Annotated in this window: 16 protein-coding genes; 3 read left to right on the forward strand and 13 right to left on the reverse strand. The window is 63.3% G+C overall.

Annotated features, from left to right (window positions below; all coding sequences use genetic code 11):
- The first annotated feature begins 67 nt into the window (after nt 1-67).
- Nucleotides 68-8,854: a tandem-95 repeat protein gene (locus B7G52_RS05670; protein WP_371328996.1), complete on the forward strand. Its 8,787-nt coding sequence runs from the start codon at nt 68-70 to the stop codon at nt 8,852-8,854.
- Nucleotides 8,855-8,935: 81 nt separating this feature from the next.
- Here B7G52_RS05670 and B7G52_RS05675 read toward each other — a convergent pair whose 3' ends face one another.
- Both B7G52_RS05675 and B7G52_RS05680 read right to left on the reverse strand, forming a co-directional pair.
- Entirely contained in the window at nt 8,936-10,843 is a 1,908-nt protein-coding gene (locus tag B7G52_RS05675; RefSeq protein ID WP_096696675.1) for a LapD/MoxY N-terminal periplasmic domain-containing protein, read from the reverse strand.
- Nucleotides 10,844-10,890: 47 nt separating this feature from the next.
- A complete protein-coding gene (locus tag B7G52_RS05680; RefSeq protein WP_240523335.1) occupies nt 10,891-11,553 on the reverse strand; it encodes a transglutaminase-like cysteine peptidase in 663 nt (220 codons plus the stop codon).
- Nucleotides 11,554-11,861: 308 nt separating this feature from the next.
- Here B7G52_RS05680 and B7G52_RS23765 point away from each other — a divergent pair, with 308 nt between their 5' ends.
- Nucleotides 11,862-14,105 carry a TolC family outer membrane protein gene (locus B7G52_RS23765; RefSeq protein WP_096696676.1) on the forward strand — a complete coding sequence of 748 codons (2,244 nt, stop codon included), beginning with the start codon at nt 11,862-11,864 and terminating at the stop codon, nt 14,103-14,105.
- A 134-nt stretch (nt 14,106-14,239) separates the two neighbouring features.
- Here the strand turns inward: B7G52_RS23765 and B7G52_RS05690 are convergent, their stop codons facing one another.
- From B7G52_RS05690 to B7G52_RS05730, 9 genes are all read right to left on the reverse strand, one after another.
- Complete coding sequence (locus tag B7G52_RS05690; protein WP_141397393.1) at nt 14,240-15,211, reverse strand: response regulator; 972 nt, start codon at nt 15,209-15,211, stop codon at nt 14,240-14,242.
- A gap of 169 nt (nt 15,212-15,380) precedes the next feature.
- Nucleotides 15,381-15,776 carry a RidA family protein gene (locus B7G52_RS05695; protein WP_096696678.1) on the reverse strand — a complete coding sequence of 132 codons (396 nt, stop codon included), beginning with the start codon at nt 15,774-15,776 and terminating at the stop codon, nt 15,381-15,383.
- Nucleotides 15,773-16,216 carry a thioesterase family protein gene (locus B7G52_RS05700; protein ID WP_096696679.1) on the reverse strand — a complete coding sequence of 148 codons (444 nt, stop codon included), beginning with the start codon at nt 16,214-16,216 and terminating at the stop codon, nt 15,773-15,775. The genes B7G52_RS05695 and B7G52_RS05700 overlap by 4 nt, the downstream gene beginning before the upstream one ends.
- A 7-nt stretch (nt 16,217-16,223) precedes the next feature.
- Entirely contained in the window at nt 16,224-17,849 is a 1,626-nt protein-coding gene (locus B7G52_RS05705; RefSeq protein ID WP_096696680.1) for an AMP-binding protein, read from the reverse strand.
- Nucleotides 17,846-19,045: an acyl-CoA dehydrogenase family protein gene (locus tag B7G52_RS05710; protein ID WP_096696681.1), complete on the reverse strand. Its 1,200-nt coding sequence runs from the start codon at nt 19,043-19,045 to the stop codon at nt 17,846-17,848. Before B7G52_RS05710 ends, B7G52_RS05705 begins: the two co-directional genes overlap by 4 nt.
- A gap of 1 nt (nt 19,046) precedes the next feature.
- Nucleotides 19,047-19,901: an enoyl-CoA hydratase family protein gene (locus tag B7G52_RS05715; protein ID WP_096696682.1), complete on the reverse strand. Its 855-nt coding sequence runs from the start codon at nt 19,899-19,901 to the stop codon at nt 19,047-19,049.
- Entirely contained in the window at nt 19,898-20,380 is a 483-nt protein-coding gene (locus B7G52_RS05720) for a MarR family winged helix-turn-helix transcriptional regulator (protein WP_096668966.1), read from the reverse strand. Before B7G52_RS05720 ends, B7G52_RS05715 begins: the two co-directional genes overlap by 4 nt.
- A gap of 58 nt (nt 20,381-20,438) precedes the next feature.
- The gene (locus tag B7G52_RS05725) at nt 20,439-22,739 is read right to left on the reverse strand and encodes a bifunctional salicylyl-CoA 5-hydroxylase/oxidoreductase (protein ID WP_096696683.1); all 2,301 of its coding nucleotides are present in this window, start codon (nt 22,737-22,739) and stop codon (nt 20,439-20,441) included.
- A gap of 305 nt (nt 22,740-23,044) precedes the next feature.
- A complete protein-coding gene (locus B7G52_RS05730; protein WP_096696684.1) occupies nt 23,045-23,794 on the reverse strand; it encodes a 2OG-Fe dioxygenase family protein in 750 nt (249 codons plus the stop codon).
- 112 nt (nt 23,795-23,906) lie between these two features.
- Between B7G52_RS05730 and B7G52_RS05735 the strand changes: the two genes are divergently transcribed.
- On the forward strand, nt 23,907-24,206 hold the full coding sequence (locus B7G52_RS05735; RefSeq protein ID WP_096696685.1) for a DUF1840 domain-containing protein: 300 nt from the start codon (nt 23,907-23,909) through the stop codon (nt 24,204-24,206).
- 145 nt (nt 24,207-24,351) lie between these two features.
- Here the strand turns inward: B7G52_RS05735 and B7G52_RS05740 are convergent, their stop codons facing one another.
- Nucleotides 24,352-25,362 carry a tripartite tricarboxylate transporter substrate binding protein gene (locus B7G52_RS05740; RefSeq protein WP_096696686.1) on the reverse strand — a complete coding sequence of 337 codons (1,011 nt, stop codon included), beginning with the start codon at nt 25,360-25,362 and terminating at the stop codon, nt 24,352-24,354.
- Nucleotides 25,359-25,739 (reverse strand): hypothetical protein, encoded by a 381-nt coding sequence (locus B7G52_RS05745; RefSeq protein WP_096696687.1) that lies wholly within the window; start codon nt 25,737-25,739, stop codon nt 25,359-25,361. The genes B7G52_RS05740 and B7G52_RS05745 overlap by 4 nt, the downstream gene beginning before the upstream one ends.
- Nucleotides 25,740-25,752: the final 13 nt, after the last annotated feature.

Genomic DNA, 25,752 nt, shown 5'->3' on the forward strand with positions numbered 1-25,752 from the left:
GAGCTACACCACCGCCAGCGCGCTGAACAACCTCAACGCCGGGCAGGCGGTCAGCGAGACCTTCACGGTGGCGACCAGCGACGGCGGCAGCGCCACGGTGACGGTCAACCTGACCGGCAGCAACGACGGCCCGGTGGCTGTGGCTGACACGGGCACGGCAGTCGAAGCGGGCACGGCGGCGGGCAGCAACGCCACGGGCAACGTGCTCACCAACGATACGGATGTGGACAGCGGCGACACCAAGACGGTGTCGGCGATCACGGGCGGCACGGTGGGCAGCGTGCTGGCGGGAACCTACGGCAGCGTCACGCTCAACGCCGACGGCAGCTACAGCTACGCCGTGAACAACGCCAACGCCGCGGTCAACGCACTGAGGACCAGCGCCAACACCCTGACGGACACCTTCACCTACACGATGAGGGATACGGTCGGGGCGACAAGCACGGCCAACCTGGTGATCACCATCCAGGGCGCCAACGATGCGCCGGTGGCCTCGGGCGCGATCGCCGCTGCGGTGACGGACACGGCGGCAGCCGACACTTTCACCAGCCTGACGGGCAGCTTCACGGCGACCGATGTGGACACGGGTGATGGCAAGACCTGGAGCGTTGCAGGCGGCACTGTGCAGGTGGGCAGCTACGGCACGCTGACGCTCAACGCATCAACGGGCGCTTACACCTACGTGGTCAACGCAGCGGCGGTCAACGCCCTGCCGGCGGGCAGCACGCCGACGGACGTGTTCACGGCGACGGTGACGGATACGGCCGGGGCGACCTCGACACAGACCCTGACGGTGACGATGACAGGGGTTAACGACCGGCCCATCGGTACGGTAAGTGGTGGTGCGACGGCCTTTACTGAAGGCAATAACGCCGTTTCCACCCCTGTCGTGATCGACAGTGGCATCACGGTCAGCGATGTGGATAACACCAACCTGACGGGTGCAACGGTTTCCATTGGAAGTGGTTTTTCCACCGGTCAGGATGTGTTGGGTTTTACGACGATGGGCGGCATCACCGGCAGCTACAACGCGACAACCGGCGTGTTGACTCTTAGCGGCACGGCAACGGTTGCGCAATACCAGTCGGCCCTGCGCAGTGTGACCTATACCAATACCAGCGAAACCCCTTCCACGGCAGCCAGGACGATCAACTACGTTGTCAACGACGGGCAGGCGCTGAACAACCTGAGCACGGTAGCCAGCAAAACGGTCAATGTGGTTTCGGTTGACGACGCACCGCTTAACACGGTCCCCGCAGGGCAGACCATGGCCGAGGACGCCAGCAAGGTGTTCAGCACGGCCAACGGCAATGCGATCACGGTGTCTGACGTGGATAGCGGTACCCTGACGACGACAGTCAGCGTGACCAACGGGACGTTGACGGCGCTTGCCTTTGCAGGGGCCATCATCACCAACAACGGCAGCGGCAGCGTGACCATCAGCGGAACAGCCGCGGCGATCAACGGGGCCCTGAATGGGCTGAGTTATACCAGCACAGCCGACTACCAGGGTGCCGCCACCTTGACGGTGCTAACCAGCGACGGAACATCGACGGACAGCGACAGCGTCACCGTCACGGTGACGCCGGTGATCGATATCGTGGTCGACACGGTGACCACGCTGGAAGACGCAGCAGTAGCCATCAACGTGCTGGGCAACGATACGTTCGAGAATGCCGGAAAAATCATCACGGCAATCAATGGAAGCGCGATCACGGACGGCGGTCCTTCGGTTGCGGTGAGCAATGGCAGCGTTGCCCTGGTAGGAGGCCAGTTGGTGTTTACACCGGCGTCCAACTTCAACGGTGCGGTCCCGACCTTCACGTACACCGTCACCTCCGGCGGGGTGACAGAGACGGCCAACGTGAATGTCACGGTTACGCCAGTCAATGACGCGCCCACCCTGACCGTTTCCGCGGCCAGCCCGAACTTCACAGAAGGCTCTGGCCTGGCTCAGGCTGCGCCTGTCTCAGTGTTCAGTGGCGCGACGGTGAGTGCGATAGAAGCGGGCCAGAACATCACCGGATTGAGATTCACGGTCAGCGGCTTGCTCGATGGCGCCAATGAATCGATTGTTGTAGACGGCAGGACCATCACTCTGGCAGCCAGCAGCTCCGGAACTACGGTGACCAACGGGCTGGGCTATATCGTTACTGTCAGTGGAGGCATGGCGACGGTGGTGCTGCTCGGCGGCTCGATGTCAGCCGCGGCCGCGCAGACCCTGGTCAACGGCATTTCCTACCAGAACACCAATGTGAACGAGCCCACTGCCGGCAGCCGCACGTTCACCCTGACCCAGATCAAGGACAGCGGTGGCACCACCGACGGGGGCGTGGACACCACGGCGCTGTCGGCTTCTTCTACCGTCAATGTGGTGCCGCTCAACGATGCCCCCACCCTGACGGCGACGGCACGCAATCCGGCGGTGACTGAGACGGCTACGGCGGGTGACCAGGCGCCGGCGGACCTGGTGTTCAGTGGCGCGGCGGTGAACACCGTTGAAAGCGGGCAAACCATCACGAGCCTGACTTTCACGGTCAGCGGCTTGCAGGACGGGGCCAATGAAACCATTCTGGTTGATGGGCGTACTATCAATTTGGGAGCTAGTGTTGCAGGGTGGACAACGACCAACGGCCTGGTTTTTACCTCAACGGTGAGTGGTGGTACCGCGACCGTGACCTTGAGCGGCGCTTCACTGAACGCGGCACAGGCGCAGACACTGGTCAATGCCATCAGTTACAACAATACGGCGGTTGATAACCCGACCGCCGGCGTGCGGACCTTCACCCTGACCCAGATTCAGGACAGTGGCGGCACCTTGAATGGCGGCGTGGATACCTCTGCAACGTCTGTGGCATCGACCGTCACCGTTGTGGCAACCAACGACGCCCCCGTTCTGGATCTGGATGCCAGCGCCACAGGGACAGGTTACTCAACCACTTTCATTTATGCCGGAGGTGAAGCTGCAGTGAAAATTGTTGACTCAGATGTGCTCATCACTGACGTTGACAGCCAGAATATTGCGAGCGTAACGATCGATATCAGCACCAACTTCAATGACAGGGGAACAGATTCCCTCGCATTCAACAACATCAATCCAGCCAAATTCACCAGCACCTACAACGCGACGACAGGGACGCTGGTCATCAGCACCATTGGTGGTCAGACGGCCACCTTGGCGGAATACCAGGCCGCACTGAGAGAGGTGACCTTCGACAACATCAATGCAAACCGTGCACGTACACGCAGCGTGGACATCACCGTGACGGATGCGCAAGGTGCTACAAGCAATACCGCAACGACATCCATCGTATTTGCAACTTCTACGACCCCGGTGGCGTTCGGCGCAACCGGGTCGGGAAATGAAGATGCCGCCTCCACTCCCATAGAACTTGGCGGGCGTGACGATACCTCGGTGATCCGATTTCAGTTGAGCAGCCTACCTGCGAATGGCACGCTGTATACCAGCGCTGCCCTGACGACACTGGCCGCCATCAATACCGATTACGCCGCCACGGGAAACAGTGTCACCTTGTACTTTGTGCCAAACGCCAATTACAACGGTACGGCGAGTTTCACCTACAGAGCCGATGACGCAGCCACGGGAACCATGAGCAGCGCCATCGCCACGGCAACCATCACGGTCAATCCAGTAAACGATGCACCAGTGTTGGCCGACACCGTCCTCACCCTGGGTGCAGTCAATCAGAATGCGGCGATTCCGACCGGCGCCGTCGGCAGCCTGGTCTCGACGCTGGTGGGTGGCGTGACCGATGTGGATGCGGGCGCTATCCAAGGCGTCGCCATCACCGGCAGCAACGCCACCAACGGCACCTGGTACTTCACGACCGACGGTGGCACGACCTGGCGAGCCATGGGCTCCGTGAGTGACACGGGTGCGCTGTTGCTGGCTGCCGACGGAAACACGCGGGTGTATTTCCAGCCTGCGACGGGTTTTTCGGGCACGGTTGCCGATGGCCTCACCATCCGGGCCTGGGACACCACCTCCGGCGAAGCCGCCACCAAGGTGAATACCAGCAGCAACGGTGGAACCACCGCTTTTTCGAGCGCGACGGATACGGTGTCCATCAGCGTGATCGATATCAACGATGCACCAACCCTGACTGCGACGGCGTTGAGCCCGACGTTCACCGAAGGGGTCGGCGCTGTTCAATCCGCGGCAGTGGCTGTGTTCAGCAGTGCGGCCGCCAGCACGATTGAAGCGGGGCAAAACATCACGGGCCTGACATTCCAGATAACCGGCCTGGTTGATGGCGCCAGTGAATCGATTGTTGTCGACGGCAGAACCATCACGCTGGGTGCCAACAGCTCGGGTACCACCGTCACCAATGGCCTGGGTTATGCGGTGACGGTGACAGGCGGCATCGCCACCGTGGTGCTGACGGGCGGTACGCTGTCCACTGCTGTCACGCAGGCGCTGGTCAATGGCATCACTTACCAGAACACCAATGTCAACGACCCGGGTGCCGGTGACCGGACGTTCACGCTCACCCAGGTCACGGACAGCGGTGGAACGGTCAGCGGCGGCGTGGACACCTCGACGCTCTCGATTTCATCAACGGTCACCGTGGTATCGGTCAACGACGTTGCTCCTACCCTGGATCTTGATGGCGGCACGGGAGGGACCGGCTACGTCACTTCCTACACCGAAAACGGTGCGGGCGTGCCGATCACGGCGGCCGGCCAGGTTCTGGCTGACGACAATACGAGCCTTTCGGGCGCTGTCATCACGCTGACCAACTGGCAGGCCGGTGACAGCCTCTCGATTGGTTCCATTGCGGCCGGAATCACCTATACGTTCTCCGGGCCCAATAACAACATCCTGACCCTGTCCGGCTCGGCGCCCGTCGCCAGTTATGCCGCGGCCTTGCGGGCGATCACTTACGTCAATACATCGGAAAACCCGAACACCACCCCGCGCAGCATCACGGTGACCGTGAGTGACGGAACCTTCAGCAGCGCGGTCGCGACGACAACGGTGAATGTGGTGTCCGTCAACGATGCGCCGGTCCTTGACCTGGACGCCAGTGCCGCTGGCACCGGCTTTTCGACCTACTTCATACGGAGCACCGGTCCTGCGCCCACACCGGTCAAGATCACCGACACCGATGTCCTGATCAGCGACGTGGACAATGCCAACCTGACAGGCGCGACCCTCACGTTGACCAACTGGCAGATTGGTGATGTGCTGTCAACGGCCGGCATTCCAGGCGGTCTTGGCATCACTGCCGTCATCAGCGGCGCGAACAGCAATATCGTGACCTTGTCAGGGGCGTCGAGTCCGGCGAACTACCAGACGGCGCTCAATGCCATCACCTTCACCAACGCCAGCACCACGGCCAGCCTGACGGCACGCAACTTCACGGTCAGTGTGACCGACGGGGCGTTGACCAGCAACGTGGCCAACACGACCATCAACATGGCGACCTCGGGCAATCCGATTGCGACCGCCGCCAGCGCGACGGGCAATGAGGACGCGGCCGGCGGGATCGCGGTGGCTCTGACTGCAGTGGACCCCAACGGCACGGTGGCCAGTTTCACGCTGAGCAGCACGCCTTCCAACGGCGTGTTGTATACCGATCCGGCCATGACAATGGCGGTATCGACGGGCGTGGCTTACGCCGCCAGCGCGGGCGGTTTGACACTTTATTTCAAGCCGGCTGCCAACTGGGCGGGAACCACCAATTTCAACTTCTTTGCGACCGACAATTCGAGCGCCACCAGCGCCAGCACGGTAGCCACCATCAATGTCACGGCGGTTGCCGATGCGCCCAACCTCAGCGTGGTCAATTCGTTCACGGAGGTGTTCAGCACCAACTGGGAGTCCGTCGGGCCGCTGGCGGGTTCCGCCGACGATACGAACAATGCCACCCATGCCCTGGGGACAGCGGCCATCGAAGGCTGGTCGCTGGTCACGACGCTGACTGGGGATACGGCCGGCGCTTCTGCCGGGCGCCAGGTGAACCAGTTCTACTTCAATGCCGATGGTGATGCGATCACGACATCGGGTGGTACGCCCTACATCGCGAGCGGGATGACGGGAAGCGCCACCGGTGGCGACTCGCAAAAAGTGTTTCTGCATCTGGACAACGCCGCCAATGGCGTTTCTGCCCTTAACCCGAACTACCAGACACTGGGCATCACACGAACCATCAATGTCAGTAACACCGCGGACGTCTACCAGCTGAGCATGAACTATGCGCCGGATGCGGCGCCTGTTGCGGGGACCGGCTTCCAGGTGGTGCTGGATGCGGGGACGGCCGGTGAAGTGGTGTACACCTACGCATCCGGCGCAGTCAACTCCTCGCTGGTGTGGGAGGCCGTGCGCGCGGGCTTCAACTTCTCGACAACCGGCAACCACACGATCACCATCCGCACGACTTCGGCCGAAAGCGGGGAGGGCGTGGGAGCCTACTTTGACGATATCCGCCTGGTGCAGGCGCAGGGCGCGATGCAGGACAACGCGACCAACCTCAACTCGGTGACAGGGACAACCACGCAGATATCGCTGGCCGGAAAAATCACGACCAGCCTGGTGGATGCCGATGGCTCGGAAACTCTGTCCCTGCGCATTTTCAATATGCCGGGGGGTTCGCGCATCGTCTCAGGCGGTGTCACCTACAACCCGGTCAATGGTTCGGTCACCATTCCGACGGCAGCACTTGCGGCCGCTTATCTGGTGTTCCCGGAAGACTACTCAGGCCGGCTCGATCTGGGTGTCACGGCGACAGGCACGGAAGGCTCCAACGGTGCCACGGCGAGTTCGTCGCAAACCCTGACGTTCAATATCTTCACCAACGGCATTTCCGCGAGCCCGCCGCCTTCCCTGGCCGTCGTCAGCAACACAACGATTGTCGAGGGCGATTACGCGGTGTTTGACATCCGGCTCGGCGCCCAGACTGGCAATGATGTGACGGTGACGCTTTCCACGGGCAACGGTACCGCCAGTACCGCAGACTATGGCCCGGGTCTGGAATATTCCGTCAATGGTGGCACCACCTGGACCGCCTATTCAGGTGGCCTGGTGATTTCCGCCGGCAAAACCAGTGTGCTGGTGCGAACGCCCACCACGGTCGATGGAAGCATTGAGAGTTCGGAAACCTTCACGCTGACAGCCAACCTGTCCACCGGTCCAATCTCCAACTCCATTGCAGTGGGCACGGCGACCATTCTGGACCTGGACAGCGCGCCTATTCTGTCGGTCCGCCCTGTCGGACAGTGGACGTTTGACGAAGCTTTTGGTGTGCCGGCGGTCAACGAGCTCAGGAACATCAAGGGCACGCTGTCGGATGCCAACACCACGAACGGCAGCGCGCTGCCGACCTGGGTGACCGGACACGCAGGAACGTCGGGTACCGCGCTGCAGTTTGACGGCAAAGGGTCGTCCCTGGCGGTCGATCCGGTTGAGCTCAATCCGATCACGAATTCGGCCACGGTGTCGTTCTGGATCAAGACCACGCAAAACGCGACGACTGATGCGGCGCAGTTTGGCGGAACGGATGTCGGGTGGAACCGGCCCAGCGTGATTGGTTCGGAGCAGAACGGCGCAGTCAACGACGCGCAGTGGGGTTGGATAGACAACAATGGCCGCATCGGACTGAACGTCGGGGATACTGCGGGCGCCAAAAGTACCACGGTCATCGCCAATGATGTCTGGCATTTTGTCGCCATGACGCGAAACTCTGCCACCGGGGCGACCCAGATATGGGTGGATGGCGTGTTGGAGAGTACCGTGACGGCCGCGGGTCTGGCGGGGACGATTACCAATGTCTTCGGGATCGGCTTTACCAACGGCGTGAATGGAGACTTTTCACGCAACATCAGCAACGACAAGTACCTCAACGCCGCCATTGATGATCTGCGCATTTACGGCAGCGTGTTGAGCAACGAGCAGGTGCGTTCGATCTGGCAGGTCGAGACGGGCCATCACGATGTGGCGATTGCCAATGACGGCACCAGCTTCCAGCTTGACGTGACCGCGCGGGCGTTCGACACGTTGACGGTCAATGGCCTGCTCACGGGCTGGACCATCAGTGATGGTGCCGGCCACACTGCAACGGTCACGACCGGTACGACGCAGTCGATTGACATATCGACCTGGGATTTGTCCACCCGCTTGACGGTCAGTGGCGTGGGCACCACCCAGTCGGCACTGATTGGCGTCAGCGCCACCGCCGGTGTGCATACGGTGGACCAGATGATCAGTCTTGTGTCCGCCACCAATGCCTATGAGGGGACGGCTGCGAACAACACGCCGACGCTGACGGCTTCTTCGGACTTTGTCTACGGCGGTGATGGCAATGACACGCTCAGCGGCGCCGCGGGCGACGACCGGCTCGAGGGAGGGACCGGTACCGACATCATCAACGGCGGTGACGGACGCGATCTGATCATCGGTGGCCAGGGTGCCGATAACCTGACTGGTGGCCTGGGGGCAGATATCTTCCGCTGGGAGCTGAATGACGGTGGAGCGGCAGGAGCGCCCGTGACCGATACGATCACCGACTTCAATCTCGGCGCGCGCTCGACAGGAGGGGATGTCCTGGATCTGCGTGATCTTCTGGTCGGCGAAACTGCAGGCACCCTGCTCGGTCAGGACAATCTGGCGAACTTCCTGCACTTCGAAAAATCGGGTGCCGACACGATTGTCCACATCAGTAGCACAGGCGGCTTTTCCAGCGATCCGCACACCGTGGGCGCGCCCTCGGCTGCCGTGCTGGGCGCCGTCGATCAGCGGATTGTGCTGTCCGGTGTCGACATGATTGGCGTGTACACCACCGATCAGCAGGTGATTCAGGACCTGCTGACCAGAGGAAAACTCAACACGGACTGACGCGCCCGGTCGCTGGCAAAAAGAAGCCGCCGGATCAAAAAGATCCGGCGGCTTCTTTTAAGGGCGATGGTTCGGTGGTTGTCAGATGGGCTCTTTGATAGCAGGCCCCGACGCTCCGTCGAAGCCCGCCCCTTCAAGGGCCGCCAGTTCCGCGCGGTCGATCACGCCGTCGGCATAAACCTGCATGCCCATTTTGTGGGCCACGCTTGCCAGGCTCTTGAGGAAAAGCTGGTTGTCCGTGCTGTATTGCAGGCCCCGGATGAAGCTTGCATCGACCTTCAGGAAATCGAGCCCGAGATCGTGCAACGCATCGACCTCGCTGAAATGCCGGCCAAACTGGCCCAGTCCCACACGGCTGCCGGCTTTTCTGATGTCGGCGACGAATTCGCGAAAACTGTCGAGGTGCTGGACGGCCGCAGCTTCCGGCACCTCCAGCCACAGGCGGTGGGCCGCTTCCTGGTTTCCCCTGAGCATGTCCAGCAAGTGCGAGCGAAAGTCTTTTTCGCTGACAGAAAGTGCCGATAGGCTGACCGCCAAGCCGGCCAGGCCCGGCTCGCTGCCCAGTTTTCCAAGCGCCAGCCGGATGGTCGACAGATCGATCAGCGGCATCAGTTGAAAAGCCTCGCCTATTTGCCGGAAGTGCCGGGTGGGCTGCCAGGCCTGTGTGCCATCAAGCATCAGTTCCGTGGCGCAGTCCCGATGGACGAGATGTCCTTTCAGATCAAGGACCGGGAAAGTGAGCTGGCGAACCTGGCCATTGACGACGGCCTGCCTGATAAGGTCTGCTGTTTGATGGTCATTTTCGGTGGTGGTTTCGCTGCGAGCCTCGCGGATGGTGTTGTCGCCTGTCGCCTCGGCCGCCACGAGTGCGCCCGAGACCTGGGCCATCAAACCCGCCATGTCCTGTCCGTGCTGCAACTTGCCCATGCCTATGTAGGCAGCGGGTCCGCTTCCGGTCAGGGGGGCACTCGCCTCCACCAGCGCCGCCAGCAGCTTGCGGGCCACATCGTGCGCACCGGTCGGGCCTGGCACCAGCAGCGCAAAATCGGATTCACCGATGCGTGCTGCCACAGCGTGGGCCTGCGCGGCGTGCTGGTCCAGCACCGCAGCGAAGGCTTTCAGGAGCTCATTGACAGCCGGCGCCCCCAGGCGCTGGTGATGCCGGGAAAAATTGGCCAGACGCACCAGCAGCAGCGTGCCGCCCGTGGCATCTTCGGTGTCGAGCGAGTCCAGCAACTGGGTCAGAAAGAAGGTCCGGTTGGCCAAGCCCGTGAGCGGGTCGTAGTTGGCGCTGATACGAAGAACCTCCAGGCGTTGCGCTTCTTCGGCAAACATGGTCTTGAGGCGGGTGACCGTGCTGTTCATGGCCAGGGCAAGTTGTTTGAGTTCTGGCACTTGCGGCACATCAATCAGCACAAAGCGGCGTTCGCTGATGTCGCTGGCTTGCTTGATGACCCGCTGCAGCGGTTCTCGAAGGCGTCGCAGGATCATGGCCCCGAGGAAGCCGCCGAGCAGTCCCGACAGGCCCAGGGCGACCACCAGTTGCACGACGCTTTTCCACAGCGCCAGGTAGGCGAAATGGCTGTCGCTGACAAGGGTCAGGGTGCCGAGCTGGGTCCAGCCGCTGCTGATCTGCGCTTGTCCGGGTGTCGCGTTCAGCGGCAGCGCCTGGACAAACCAGGCCGGTACGGTGCGTGCCGTGGCCGGTGCGATCCGCTCGACAATGGTTTTCCCAAGCGGGTCCACAACGCGTATCAGGGCATAGTGGCCGCTGTCGAACAGGGCCGAAACTGTCAGCTCCACCATGACCGCATCGGCACGCTGCTGGCTCAGCGCCAGTGCCAGCGCGGTGGCGTTGTCGGTGTTTTTGGCGCTGAGCTGCTCGGTCAGGTAGCTTCGGGCGTTCAGCGTGGACGCCAGCAGGCCACCCAGCAGCGCCAGCAGCGTGCTGAGAATGATTGCGAGCCACATTTGGCGGTACATCGACATGGAAGATTCCCCTCGGAACAGTTTTTTATAGCGGTTTCTAAATGGGTTCAATCAAAACCTTCGGCGCGCGCACGCCTGAGCAACTCCTGCCACCGGGTCAGATTGGCGGGGCCTCCGGCGCCTCGCGCGCCGGAGGCGCCTTGCCAGAGCCCCTGGCTGTTGAAGCTGAACACCGGTTGCAGGTCCGGGCGGCGCGATGCAGGCAGCAAGTCGTCAATCAGGTTGTCGAGAATCAGGGGTTCGGCCTCTGGGGACGGGTAATAGGCCAGCACCATGTGGGCCTGGGTGATGCTGCTGTTGACGCCACCTAACCGGGCCTGTACATAGATCAGGCGCAATTTCTCGTCAGGAATGTTGAGCAGCAGCAGCGTGAAATACTTGGCGATGGCAAAGTCTTCGCAGTCGCCCGCGCCTTTGCCCAGGGTTTCCATCGGGGTGGCCCAATAGTCGCTTTGTCCCCAGATGGGCTGGTCTTCCCCGAACCTGATCCGGCGGTTGTAAAAGTCATTGACCCGCCTGAGCTGGACAGATGCCGTCTGGTCCGCGCTGCTCTGCAGGAGTTTTTGCCAGTCGCGGAATGATTCGCGGGCGGTGGGGCCAAAGCGCTGGGTCAGGACGCTTTGCATGCGGTCAAAATCAACCGCGGCAACCTTCAGCGCCCCGAGAACGAGCAGCACGACAATCAGGGCGGCTTTGGGGAGGTGCTTCAAGTGTTTCGTTTTCGCCGCAGTGGTGAAATTCGCCCGGATATTAATTGCTCTTCGGAAAATCCTGCGTTAACATGAAAATATCTATATAAAACAGTAACTAACGGTGATTTGTTAACCTGATTTCGAATGATTTTCTAATCACTCAAGTTGATAGCTCGATCATTCCGCAGCCTGCACAGTGCGCGCCCATTTGTAGCAAAGAGTAAGAAGATGCCAGAAAAGCAACCCAAACGCTTTGCCATGCTGACCCCGGCTGCCATTGCCTGCACGTCGGGTTCTGTCAGTGTAACGGCGAAGCTGTGGATAGCATGAACTTGAGAGAGTCCCTGCTGGCCCCTCTTGCAGCTGGTACTTTTTCGCATGGCCAGCGCGTTGCCGTGCGCTACTGCCTGAAAAACACCCTGGCCGCGCTGATGCTTGCCGGTGTTGCGTTCAGCGCCCTGGCGCTGGTGTTTCCGGCGCCGGTTTTGGCCCAGGCAACAGGCAAGCCGCTGACGCTCAAGGAAGCCGCACAGAATGCGGTGCTGAACAACCCCGAAGTTCTCGCGCGCTGGCACACCATCAAGGCCGCCGACGGTGAGCGTGATGTTGGGGCCGGCGCTTTGTTGCCCAAGGTCGATCTTGCAGCCGGCAGCGGCGCGGAGCGGCGCAACGCTGCTGCCACGATTGGCACCCGCTTCGACCGCAATTCGGCGTCCCTGACCATCACCCAGCTGCTTTACGACGGCTTTGCCACGCGCAACGACGTCAAGCGGCTTGACCATGCGCGGCTGGTGCGTCTGTTCGAGTTTTTTGACACCTCGGAGAGTGTGGCACTTGAAGCAGTGCGCGCCTATTACGATGTCTTGCGTTATCGGGAGCTTTTGCGCTTGGCTGAGGACAATTTTGTCCAGCACCGCTCGGTTTTTGACCAGACAGAGCGACGCGTCAAGGCGAAGGTGGCGCGGGCCGTCGATCTCGAGCAGATCTCCGCACGTCTGGCCATGGCCGAGGCCAACCTGCTGACCGAGACCTCCAATTTGCACGACACCACGGCGCGTTTCCAGCGCATTGTGGGCCTGATGCCAACCCGGGACATGCCGGTGCCTGCGCCGTTGATGCGGGATATTCCGGAGAACGCGTCCGGTGCCATACGCAGCGCGCAGCAGCGCAATGGGGCCTTGCGCGCGTCGATTGAAAACGTGCGTGCTTCCAATGCTGCATTGGCCTCCCGCAGCGGTGCGTACCAGCCGCGTTTCGACCTGCGTTTGCGCCGCGAGCAGGGCGCCAACCTGAACGGCGTCACGGGCAGTACCGACTCTACCGTCGCGGAAGTGGTCATGAGCTGGAACCTGTTCAACGGCTTCAGCGACCGGGCGCGGGAGCGCCAGTTTGCCGAGCAACTCAATGTGGCCAAGGACTTGCGCGACAAGACCTGCCGCGACATCCGGCAGACGCTGCTGATCGCCTACAACGATGCACGCAAGCTCAAGGAGCAGCTGGGCTACCTTGATCAGAACAAGGTGTCTCTCGAGAAAGCGCGCAATGCCTACCGCCAGCAATTCGACATCGGCCAGCGCACGCTGCTGGATCTGCTGGACACGGAGAACGAACTGTTCCAGGCCAAGCGTGCCGTGGCCAATGCCGAGCAGGACCTCAACATCGCGTACGCCAGGACGCAGGCGGGTCTGGGCACGCTGTTGGCCGCCCTTGAACTTTCCAGAATCGAGACCGGCGGCTTCCCCGGGCTGGATCAGTGGAACGACGGTGAAGACGCTTCGCAGCACTGCCCGGCCGAGCCTGTTAGCGTGTATGTGGTGGACAAGGACGCCCTGATCCAGCGGGCCGCCGATCAGGTGAAGGAGACGGCACTGTTCAATGCGCGTGAGCGCGCCGTGCAGGAAGTTTTTGCACCCACCGCGACGCCCTTGCCCCCAGCGGGTGGCCGTCTGGCGCCGGTCCCCGCACCTGGCGCGCCGCTCAAGCCGCCTGCACCGGCGACACCAGCGACAACGCCCGCTGGTTCCGGGAGCAGCGAACTCCGGCGGACGCTGGAACAGCAGACGGCCCTGGCCAATGCACGCGAGCGTGCCGCGCAGCAGGCCCTGGCGTCTGCGCCGGCCGCCAGGCCCGCCCTGCAGCCGACACCCTCCGCAGCGCCCAAACCGGCGCCTGTTGTGGCGCCAGTGCCGGCCGGGGTGCCAGAGGCCGGCAGCAGCAGCGAGATCAGCAATGCCCTGGAAGGTTGGCGCGCCGCCTGGTCAAAGCGGGATGTGGAGTTATACCTTGGCTTTTATGCGCCCGGCTTCGTGCCGTCCAACGAGGGTGACCGGGACGCCTGGAAAGAAAAGCGCAGGGCGGTTCTGGGGCGCGCCGTTGATATTTCTGTGGAAGTGAGCGAGTTGTCGGTCGCCGCGCCCGACGCCACCCATGCAACGGCGACTTTCCGGCAGACCTACCGCTCGGCCAACTATCGGGACGTGGTGACCAAAACCCTGCAATGGGAGCGGGTGGGCGACCGCTGGCTGATCGTGCGCGAGAGCTCTGTGACGCCGGTGCAGGGCATCCAGTAATTGCCGGAGCCGCCCGGCGACCGGTGGCTTGTCAGCTGGAATGGATGCGCAGCAGGCCCCAATGCGGGCCACCTGCGCCTGCGAAGGCGGCGCCTGGGGCCTGGTCACCCGGTTTGTGCACTCGCAAAAAGGTCTTAGCCCAACTCGGTATCGGCTGCCACCCGGTCGAGCTCGTCGAACACCTTGTCAAAGTCCACCGGCTTGGTCCAGTAGCCGGCAAATCCTGCCTGCTCGGCAAGCACTTTGTGCTCCGGCTGGGTGTCGGCCGAACACATGAAGGCCGGCGTTGCCCGCAGGCCCGGGATCTCCCGCATGCGCTTGAGCAGGTCAATCCCATGGGTGTCCGGCAGCCGGCCATCGAGCACCAGCACGTCGGGCAACCAGTTGCCGGCCACCTCAAAGCCCTGGGCACCGTTTTGTGCCATGCGGACCTCGACATCGTCGCGCGTTCGCATGACGTCATCAAACAGCATGAGGTTGTACATGTTGTCCTCTACATACAGCACCCGCATTTTTCGCTGCAGGCCCTGGCTGGCGGCCTTGGGACTCTGCAGGGGTGCCGACAGCGTGTCTGCCGGGTTGGCGCCTTGCGCAGCGGCGGTCTGTTCCCAATAACCATCGGTGGAAACCTGGTCCAGCGCCCGGCACAAGCGCGCAGACTGAAGCAGGGCGTTTTCCACCCGTTTGCGCTCGGTGACGTCCAGGCTCATTTCGATATAGGCCAGCGGCCGGCCTTGCGCATCGGACTCCAGATAGAGCAGGGCATGCACGTCCACCAAGCCGCCATCGGGGCGGATGACGCGGTAGTCCAGCTCGATGGCCCCCGGGGTCTTGCGCAACTGGTCGCGCGCCCGGACCAGCAAGTCCAGGTCGTCCGGATAAACCAGGCCCATGGCTGCTTCCAGCGTCATGGGGGTGCCCGCGGGCATGCCAAACAGCTGATAGGCGCGCGGGTTCCAGCTGAGCTGCTGGGTTTCCAGGTGGAAGACGGACTGGGCCACCCCGGTCATTTCCATCAGCTGCTGCTGCATTCTTCGCTGGGCCTCGGCCAGGCCGAATTCGGGCTCGGGCGTGATCTGCTTGAAACCGGATGTCTGATCAGCCATGAAATGCAAGCCTGGTGGGTGTGGATGGGAGGGGGGTCAGGTAGATCTCCAGATGCATCGACGTGAACCTCAACGTTATCAATTCTGACTCATCTTAAGCCAGAAAAGCCCCCGGAACGCCGTCGCCCGGCCTGCGGTCTGGCCTGCTTCGGAAGGCAGGGTCACCGGCTCAATCTGGCAGGACAGCCGTCACTTCAATTTCGATGCGGGCCCGCTCCTCCACCAGGGCGGACACTTCCACGCAGGTCATGGCCGGAAAGTTTTTGCCCATCACCTCGCGGTACACCGCACCCAGCTCCTTGAGCCGTGCGGTGTATTCCACGCGGTCTACCACGTACCAGGTCATGCGTGCCATGTGCTCTGGCCCCGCGCCGCCGGCCTGCAGCACGGCCAGGATGTTTTGCAGGGCCTGGCGGGTCTGGGCGATGAAGTCGTCGCTTTCAAATTGCTGCTGGGCATTCCAGCCGATCTGCCCGCCTACAAAAATCAGCGCGCCTCGGGCCATCACGCCATTGGCGTAACCCCTGGGCGCTGCCCAGCCGTCCGGCTGCAATAGTTTCATCATGACTTGTCTTCCAGTGGGGTTTGCAGATAAGGCAGCATCGCTTCGCGCCATTCGTCAGGAATGCGCAAAGCCTTGCCATTGGGAATTTCGGCGCAGACGACCACCGAGTTTGCACGTAATTTAAGGGTCTGGCCCACGTCCTTGTTGTGCGAGGCGCTATGAATTTCATAGTGCATGCCGATGCTGGTGTGGCCCAACCGGGTCAGGCTGAGCTCGATGCTGACCTCGTCGCCATAGCGGCACATGCCGAGAAACTCGGTTTTCATGTCCACGATGGGCACGCCCAGGCCGCCGGCAATCATCTCGTGCTCGGGAAAACCGATATGTGCCAGAAAATCTTCCTGTGCCTCATGCAGCAGGTAGTAATACTGCGGGTAGAAAACAATGCCGGCCGGGTCGCAGTGGTGAAAGCGGATCAGCTTTTGTGTGGTGAATTTCATGCGTCTCTCATGGCTGGCGCAGCTTGAAGCGCTGGAGTTTGCCGGTCTCCGTGCGCGGCAGGCTGCTCACGAATTCAATCCGGCGCGGGTACTTGAACGGCGCCAGCGCGGCTTTCACATGGTCCTGCAGCAGCCGGGTCATGGCTTCGCCGGCTTCCTGGCCGGGCTTGAGTACAACAAAGGCCTTGACGATCATGCCGCGCTCCTCGTCGGGCTCGCCGATCACGCCGCATTCGGCCACCGCCGGGTGTTTGAGCAGGGCGTCTTCCACTTCGGGGCCCCCCACGTTGTAGCCCGAGGTGATGATCATGTCGTCGGCCCGGGACTGGAAGAAGAAGTAGCCGTCGGCGTCCTGCAGGAAGGCGTCGCCCGGGTAGTTCCAGCCGTTTTTCACATAGTTCGCCTGGCGCGCGTCGTCCAGGTAGCGGCAGCCGGTGGGCCCGATGACCGCCAGCTTGCCGATGGTGCCGCGCGGGACTTCCCGGCCTTCGTCATTCACCACCTTCGCGGTGTAACCGGGTACCACCTTGCCGATGGCGCCGCGGCGCACGTCTGCCGGCGCGGCGGAAATGAAGATGTGGAACATCTCGGTGGCGCCGATGCCGTCGGTCATCTCGATGCCGGTCGCCTCCTTCCAGAGCTGGCGCGTGGCGTCGGGCAGGCCCTCGCCCGCGCTGACGCAGATGTGCAGCGTCGGCACGCCATGCTGCTTGGCAAAGGCGGCCATCTGGCGGTAGAAGGTGGGTGCGGTGTAGCAGATGGTGGCGCCCACCTCGTTGATGAGCTTGACCATGGCTTCCGGCGTATAGGGGATGCCGGGGTAATACACCGAGGCACCCGCCCACATCGGGAAGACCAGCATGCCGCCCAAGCCGAAGGTGAATGCCAGTGGCGGCGAGCCCATCACGATGTCGTCCGGCGTGGCCTGGAGCACATGGCGCGGCCAGGCCTCGCAGGCCGCGAGCACGTCGCGGTGCGTGTGCACGGCCGCTTTCGGCGTACCGGTGGTGCCGGAGGTGAAGGCCATCATCGCGATGTCGTCGGCCGAGGTCCGGCAGGGCGCGAACTGGCCATCCTTGCCGGCGGCACGCACGGCGAGCGAGCCGGGCTCGTTCAGGTTGAAGGGGACGATGGTCCTGAGCGTCGGGTTCAGGTCGCGCGCGGCCTGCAGCTCGGCCAGCAGGCCGGCATCACACAGCGCCACCGTGGCCTGGGACTTGGCGATGATTTCACCGAGCTCTTTGGCGCGCAGCAGCGGCATGGTGGCCACGGCCACCAGCCCGGCCTTGACCACACCCAGCCAGGCCAGCGCCATACCGATGGTGTTGCCGCCGCGCAGCAGCACGCGGTTGCCGGGTACCAGCTGCAGGTCTTCCGTCAGCACCTGGGCGATGTGCTTGACACGTTCATGGGCGTCTGCATAACTGAGGACAATCTTGTCGGAGCGCAGGAAGGGCCGGTCCGACAGGCCGCGCTTGTTGGCACGCTCGAACAGCACGTCCACCAGGTTGGCCTGTGCGGGAATCTGCAGCTCGGGCAAGTCGTAACGCATCTGCGGCCACTGGTCCGGCGGCGGCAGGCGATCGTGCACGAAGCGGTCGGTCTGGACGGAGGGGTGAGAGGGGGTGCTCATGATTGCAATACCGCCTTGCCAATGATCAGTTGCTGGACTTCGGTCGCACCTTCGTAGATGCGCAGCGAGCGGATGTCGCGGTACAGGCTTTCGACCTTGGTGCCGACCTTCACGCCCAGGCCGCCGTGCATCTGCAGGGCCATGTCGATCACCCGCTGGGCGTTTTCCGTCGCCGTCATCTTGGCCATCGCAGCGGCCACGGTGCGATCTCTCCGGCCTTCGGCTTCGGCGGTGATGCGTTTGCCGGCACCGCTGGCTTCGCTGTCATCGCGCAGCCAGGCGGCGCGGTAGGTCAGCAGGGCGGCGGCATCGATCAGCGCCGCCATCTCGCCGATCTTGGCCTGCGTGAGCTGGAAGTCGGCCAGGGTCTGGCCGAACATCTTGCGTTCGCGGGAAAAACGCACGGCTTCAGTCAGCGCGCGGCGCGCCATGCCCAGCGCCGCGGCGGCGACCGAGGCGCGGAAGATGTCCAGCGTCTGCATGGCCAGCTTGAAGCCGCCGTTCAACGCGCCCAGCTGCGCCTCGCCGGGGAGCTTGCAATGTGCAAATTTCAGCGTGGCCAGCGGATGCGGTGCCATCACCGCGATGTGTTCGCTGCTGTCCAGGCCGGGCTTGCCGGCGTCCACGATGAAGGCGGTGATGCCGCGTGTGCCGGCCGCCATGTCGGTCTTGGCGAAGGTCACGTAAAAGTCGGCGATGTCGCCGTTGCTGATCCAGGTCTTGCAGCCGTTGAGGGCCCAGCCGCCCTGGCAAGCGTCGGCGCTGGTGGTCATCGCGCCGGCGTCCGAGCCCGCGTCGGGTTCGCTCAGCGCAAAGGCGGCAATCTTGTCGCCGCGCGCCACTGCGGGCAGGTAGGCCGCCTGCTGCGCCGGCGTGCCGGCCAGGGTGATGGCGCCGCTGCCCAGGCCCTGCATCGCAAACGCAAAGTCGGCCAGCGGGGAATGAAAAGCCAGGGTTTCGCGCAGGATCACCAGCGCGCGCGAGTCGAGCTTGTCCATCGCCCCGCCGGCACTGGCGGGCACGCAGTAGCGCAGCCAGCCGGCGTCGCCGAGCAGGCGCACCCACTCCTTGCAGGCGCGTCTATCGTCGCTTTCGTCAACCTGCTGGGCGGGCACCCAGGCCGCGAGCTGCTCGCCCAGTGTGCGGTGCGCATCGTCAAAAAATGGCAGTGCCAGGTGTCGGGTGTCGGCTTTCACATCAGTCTCCCTGGAACACGGGTTTCTGTTTGCTGGCAAAAGCTTCGTAGGCGCGCGTGAAGTCTTTCGTCTGCATGCAGATCGCCTGCGCCTGGGCTTCGGCTTCAATCGCCTGGTCCAGCGTCATGGCCCACTCCTGGTGCAGCATGGTTTTGGTCATGCCGTGCGCAAAGGTCGGGCCGGCGGCCAGCTCCGCAGCCAGCGCCTGCGCTTTGACCAGCAGCTCGGCCGGCTCGTGCAGGGCGTTGAAAAAGCCCCATTGCAGGCCTTCGGTCGCGGTCATCGCGCGGCCGGTGAACAGCAGCTCGGACGCACGGCCCTGGCCGATCAGGCGCGGCAGCAGCGCGCAGGCGCCCATGTCGGCGCCGGCCAGGCCCACCCGCGTGAACAGGAAAGCGGTTTTGGCTTGCGCCGTGCCCAGCCGCATGTCCGCAGCGAGCGCCATCATCGCGCCGGCACCGGCGCAGATGCCGTCGATCGCGGCCACGATGGGTTGCGGGCACAGGCGCATGGCCTTGACCAGGTCACCGGTCATGCGTGTGAATTCCAGCAGCTCGGGCATGGCCATCTTGGTCAGCGGGCCGATGATTTCATGCACATCGCCGCCCGAGCAGAAGTTGCCGCCGGCGCCGGTCAGCACAATCACCTTGACATCGGTGGCGCTGTTCAGCGCGCGAAACAGGTTGCGCAGCTCGGCGTAGGAGTCGAAGGTCAGCGGGTTCTTGCGCTCCGGCCGGTTCAGGCTCAGGGTGGCCACACCGGCATCAAAAGCATAGGCAAAGTGGCGTGCCTGGTAACCGGCCAGCGCATTGAACTGCGCGTGCATGGGGTTGCTGGGGCCAATGTAGTGTTTCATGCGTTTTCCATTTCCTGGTTCAGATCGGTCTGGTGCTGTTTGACTTTGCCCAGCAGCTTGTGCAGGGTGTCGATTTCGCGCGGCGACAGGCCGCCGAAGGCCTGGACAATCCAGCCTTCATGCTGGCGCGCCATCTCGTCAAAGGTCTTGCGGCCGCGTGGGGTCAGGCGAACGCGGTAGGCGCGGCGGTCGCCTTCGACGTCCAGGCGTTCGACCAGGCCTTCGGCCACCAGCTGGTCGGTGATGCCGGTGACGTTGCCGCCGGTGACCATCATGCGGCGCGACAGCTCATTCATCTTCAGCCCGTCGGGGTTGCGCTCGAGCTGCGCCATCAAATCGAACCGGGGCAGGGTGGTGTCGAACTGTTCGCGCAATTGCCCGCGCACCTGTTTTTCAATCAGCTGTGTGCAGGTCAGCAGGCGCAGCCACAGGCGCAGCGCTTCCGGGTGTTCGCGGTGTCCTCGTGCTTCCATGTCCATGGCATCTCTCCTGATTTACTATTGATTTAGTAGCTGCTGGCGCTTGCCAGATAAGGGCTCAGGCCTGTTTTTGCTTTGAAAGTTCGCGGTACATCTGGTCCCGGCCGCTGAGGTAGGGTTTCGGCCAGCTCACCGCCCGGCTTTGCAGCTTGGCCGCCTCGTGCAGCGTCCAGGCCGGGTCGGCCAGGTGCGGGCGTGCAATCGCGCACAGGTCGGCGCGCCCGGCGGCAATGATGCTGTTGACGTGGTCCACTTCCGAAATCGCACCGACAGCAATCGTCTGGATGCCGACCTCATTGCGGATGCGGTCGGCAAACGGTGTCTGGTACATCCGGCCATACACCGGTTTGGCGGCGCGTGTGGTCTGGCCCGAGGAGACGTCAATCAAGTCGCAGCCGGCGGCCTTGAACAGGCGCGCGATGGCCACCGCATCGTCGGCGGTGTTGCCGCCCGGCGCCCAGTCGTGCGCCGAGATGCGCACGCTCATGGGCAGGTGCGCCGGCCAGACCGCGCGCATGGCCGCAAAAACTTCCAGTGGGTAGCGGCAGCGGTTCTCCAGACTGCCGCCGTAGTCGTCGGTACGCAGATTGGTCAGCGGCGTGATGAAACTCGACAACAGGTAGCCGTGGGCGCAATGCAGTTCCAGCCAGTCGAAACTGGCCTGAGCGGCATACCGCGTCGAAGCCACAAACTGCGCCTTGATGCGGTCCATGTCGTCCCGGGTCATGGCAGCCGGCACAGCGTTGGTCGGGCCATACGCGACGGCGCTGGCGGCCAGCAGCGGCCAGTTGCCCGCGGGCAGCGGCTCGTCGGGCGCCTCCCAACCCAGCTGCGTCGAGCCTTTGGGGCCGCTATGGCCCAGCTGCATGCCCATGGCCACGCCTTCGCCCGAGCGGTGCGCGAAATCGACAATGCGTTTCCAGGCCAGCATCTGCGCTTCGTTCCACAACCCTGGGCAGCCCGGTGTGATGCGGCCCTCGGGGCAGGGTGCGGTCATTTCGGCAAACACCATGGCTGCGCCGCCCAGCGCGCGCGCGCCCAGGTGCACCAGGTGAAAGTCCTGGGGCAGGCCATCGACGGCGCTGTAGGTCGCCATGGGCGAAACCACGATCCTGTTTTTCAGCGTCAGTCCCCTGACTTTCAGCGGCAGCAGCATGGGCGGCGGCGCCGGCTTGTCACCACTTCTGGCCAGCCACTGCTCGTAGCCCTGCAGCCAGGAGGCGTCGCGCACGCGCAGATTTTCGTGGCTGATCCGCTGCGAACGCGTGAGCAGCGAGTAAAAGAACTGTTCGGCGTCCAGGCCGCTGTAACGATCCACGTTTTCAAACCACTCGGTCGAGTTGCGCGCCGCATTCTGGATCTTCAGGACTTCAACCGAGCGAACGGCTTCATAAGCCTGCAGCGCGTCGTCCGCAGCCGGGTGTTGCGCAACGCAGCGGCTTAGCTCGATCGCGTCTTCGAGCGCCAGCTTGGTGCCGCTGCCTATCGAAAAGTGCGCGGTGTGTGCGGCGTCGCCCATCAGCACGATGGGTACCGGTTTGCCATTGATGGTTTCGTGGTGCACCCAGCGTTCGCAGACCACGCGCGGGAAGCGGATCCAGATCGCCGAGCCGCGCACGTGCGTGGCGTTGTTCATCAGGGCGTTGCCGTCCAGGTATTTCGCGAACAGCTGTTCGCAGAAGGCGATGCCTTCTTCCTGGCTCATCTGGTCCAGGCCATGGGCTTTCCAGACGGCCTCGGGCGTCTCGACGATGAAGGTGGAGGTGTTGTCGTCGAACTTGTAGGCGTGCGCCGCGAACCAGCCGTGTTCGGTCTGCTCGAACGCGAAGGTGAAGGCGTCGAAGGTCTTGTGCGTGCCCAGCCAGACGAAACGGCAGGCGCGCAGGTCGATGTCGGGCTTGAAGGTGTCGGCGTAGCGGTTGCGGATGCGGCTGTTCAGGCCGTCGCTGGCAATCACCAGGTCGGCCTGGTACTTGGCGGCAATCGCCTGGTCATCCTGCACATCGGTTTCAAACACCAGATCGACGCCAAGCTCAATGCAGCGGTCCTGCAGGATGTTGAGCAGGCGCTTGCGGCCGATGCCGCAAAAGCCGTGGCCGCCCGAGCGCACCGAGCGGCCCTTGAAAAACACCTCGATGTCGTCCCAGTGGTTGAAGGCGTCCCCAATCAACTGCGCACTGACGGGGTCGGCCACCTGCAGGTTGCCCAAGGTCTGGTCCGACAGCACCACGCCCCAGCCGAAAGTGTCAAACGGGCGGTTGCGTTCCACCACCGTGATCTGGTTGGCCGGATTCTGCAGCTTCATCAGCACCGCAAAGTACAAACCGGCGGGCCCGCCGCCCAGGCAAAGAATGCGCATGGAAAGACCGTTCAAGTTGATTGATCGAGTCTTAATTGTTTAGGTTTAAACTATTTTCGTCAAGCGGTTTTCGGGATCAGGGCCTCATGGTTAACGCTGCCCCCCGATGGGTCGCGTACTGCCGCAGGCGCAACGCCCCTTTGGAGAGGACATCCTTCGACAAGCTCAGGACGAACGGATAAAAAGGAAGCGCCCGAGGAGGCATCTCTTTTCAAGCAGGGGCCGCGGGTCCGGCTCCGCCGGCCCGCAGGCGCAGCGCCCCCTCGGGGGGCAGCGCAGTACGCGCAGCGACAAGCGTGGGGGCTCTATTCCTTCGCCTGGAATCCGTTCGCCCGGTAAGTCAGCACCAGGGTGTCGCGGTGGCCGTCCCGCGCAGCATCATCGAGCGGCAGGATGGGCGTGGTCTCATGGATCACCCGGGCGTCGTCCAGCAGCAGTGTGGTCAGCGGCTCCTGCATGACAAAACGCAGGCCGTGCGGGCCGTTGGCGTCGAACACCCGCGTTTCGCCGCCCTTGACGCCGCGGCGCGCCACCAGCATGACCACCACGAAGTCCACGCCGTCGCGGTGCGCACCCTCCGGCGTGGGTCGGCCCACGCCACCGGCGGTGTCGATGCGGAACTGGTGCGCCTCGATGTACCAGCGCGCCACCGGCCGGACCTGGGCAAACAGCTGGCCCAAGGTGCACAGCAGGGCGGTCCAGGCCGGCGCGGCGGCGACGGCTGGTTCGACCGGTTCGAACCAGCGCTCAAAGCCGCCGTGCAGGGCGTTGTAGTCGGTGGGCTGCCAGTGGGCGCGGTGCGGCGTCTGTTGCAGCTGCCCGCCGGGCAGTTCCTGGACAAAGCAGCTGTGCCGGCGCCGGCGGTAGTGGCCGCCATCCTTGAGGTGGGCATCGGGCGGCAGGTTTTCCCAGGAGGCGGCCAGGCCGGACCATTGCCCGGCCCACTCGGGCGGCAGGCACAGGGTGGCCGGCAGCTCGGCGGGTGACAGCAGGCTCAGGCCGTCCTGGCTCAGTCCCTGGGCGGCGGGCTTTTGAACGGTGGGGATATTGAACATAGCCGCCTATTTTGCGTCACCGGCGCCGCGCATGATCGGGCAAGCTGCCTACAGCCGCCAGCCGAAGACGCGCTCATAATTGCTTTTATTCATGCAAAAAAAAGGAGCTGCCATGCTTTACAAGTTCAAGTCCAAAGCTTCCGGCGACCTGATCATGCTGGAGGCCAATGGCCGACGCGTGCTGGAGATCATCGGCAAGGAGGCTGGCCCCAAAGGCATCATCCTGCCCGAGCAGATGCCGGCAGCCATCGCGGCGCTGGAAGCCGCGATTGTCCTGGAGGAGACCCACGACGAAGAGGCGCCGGCCCCCGTGCCCGGCGAAGGCTTGGGATTGCGCCAGCGCGCCTTGCCCTTCATCGAGATGCTGCAGCGCAACCACAAGGCGGGTCACGAGGTGGTCTGGGGCGTCTAGATAGAGCCCCCACGCTTGTCGCTTCGCGTACTGCGCTGCCCCCCGAGGGGGCGCTGCGCCTGCGGGCCGGCAAAGCCGGACCCGCGGCCCCTGCTTGAATGAGAGCACATGCCCGGCCATTCGCGCCGCACGTGGCCCCCGCCCGTTAATCGACCTTCGCGCCGGACGCCTTCACCACCAGGGCCCACTTGGTGATTTCGGCGTCAATTAGTTTGGCGAATTCCTGCGGGGTGTTGCCGCTCGGAATGGCACCCTGGGCCAGCATTTTTTCCTTGATGGCCGGTGTGGCCAGGGCCTTGGCCACTTCCTGCTGGATGCGGCTGACCACGTCGGGCGGTGTGCCGGCCGGCGCCAGCAGGCCAAACCAGCTGCTGGCCTCAAAACCCTTGAGCTTGCCGGCTTCCTCCACCGTGGGCAACTCGGGCATGGCCGTCGAGCGCTGGGCGCTGGTGACCGCAAAGGCCTTGAGCTTGCCGCCCTTGATCTGCGGCATGGCCGACGGCAGGTTGTCAAACATGACGTCCACATTTCCGCCTATCAGGTCCAGCAGGGCCGGGCCGGAACCGCGGTAGGGAATGTGTGTCATGAAAATCCCGGTCTGCGACTTGAACAGTTCGCCGGCCAGGTGAATCGAGGTGCCGTTGCCGCTGGACGCCATGCTGAACTGGCCGGGATGGGCCTTGGCGTATTTGACAAAATCAGCCACGGTGTTGATACCCAGTTTGGCGGCTTTCTCGGCGTTCATGACCATCACGTTGGGCACACCGGCCACCAGCGTGACCGGCGCAAAGTCCTTTTGCGGGTCAAAAGGCATCTTGCTGTACAGCGACTTGTTGATGCCGTGGGTGCCCACCGTGCCCATCAGCAGGGTGTAGCCATCCCCGGGGGATTTGGCCACGAGGTCGGCGCCGACATTGCCGCCGGCACCGGCCCGGTTGTCCACGATGAAGGGTTGGCCGAAAGCCTTGGTCAGCTCGGGCGCCACGGCGCGGGCCAGGATGTCGGTGGTGCCGCCCGGCGCAAATGGCACGACGATGCGCACCGGCTTGGTCGGCCAGGTGCCTTGGGCGACGGCCGGCATGCTCATGGCGCCCAGGAGGGCGGCCAGGCAAGCGCCATACATCAGGCGGCGCCTGTTTGTGGTGTGGATGTTCATGGGGTCTTCCTTTGGAGTGATTGCAGGGTGTCAATGGCCTGGTGGCATCTCTCGTTCACGCGGACGCCCTGGGCCAAGGCCAGGGCGTTGAGGTGACTGACGATGCCATCGTCCAGGGTGCTTTGTGCCTCGCCTATGCGTGCGCTGAGGTGTGAAACGGTACAGGCGGCAAGGTCGCGTGCCTGCAGAAAATCCAGCGCGGCAATGCCGGCCTGCTCTTTCCCGACCCCGGCATCGTTGAAGACGCTCAGCAGGGGCCTCGCCGCGAGGGCGTAACGGGCTGAGCTCAAGCCGCCATGGGAGCCGCTCACAGCCAAGCAGCCTTCGTCTCCCGCACCGAGTTCGGTGATGGAGTCGACGACGCGTAGCTTGGGCATGGCTCGTTTGTAC

It is taken from the genome of Polaromonas sp. AER18D-145, from assembly GCF_002379095.1.
Classification (GTDB): Bacteria; Pseudomonadota; Gammaproteobacteria; order Burkholderiales; family Burkholderiaceae_C; genus Polaromonas.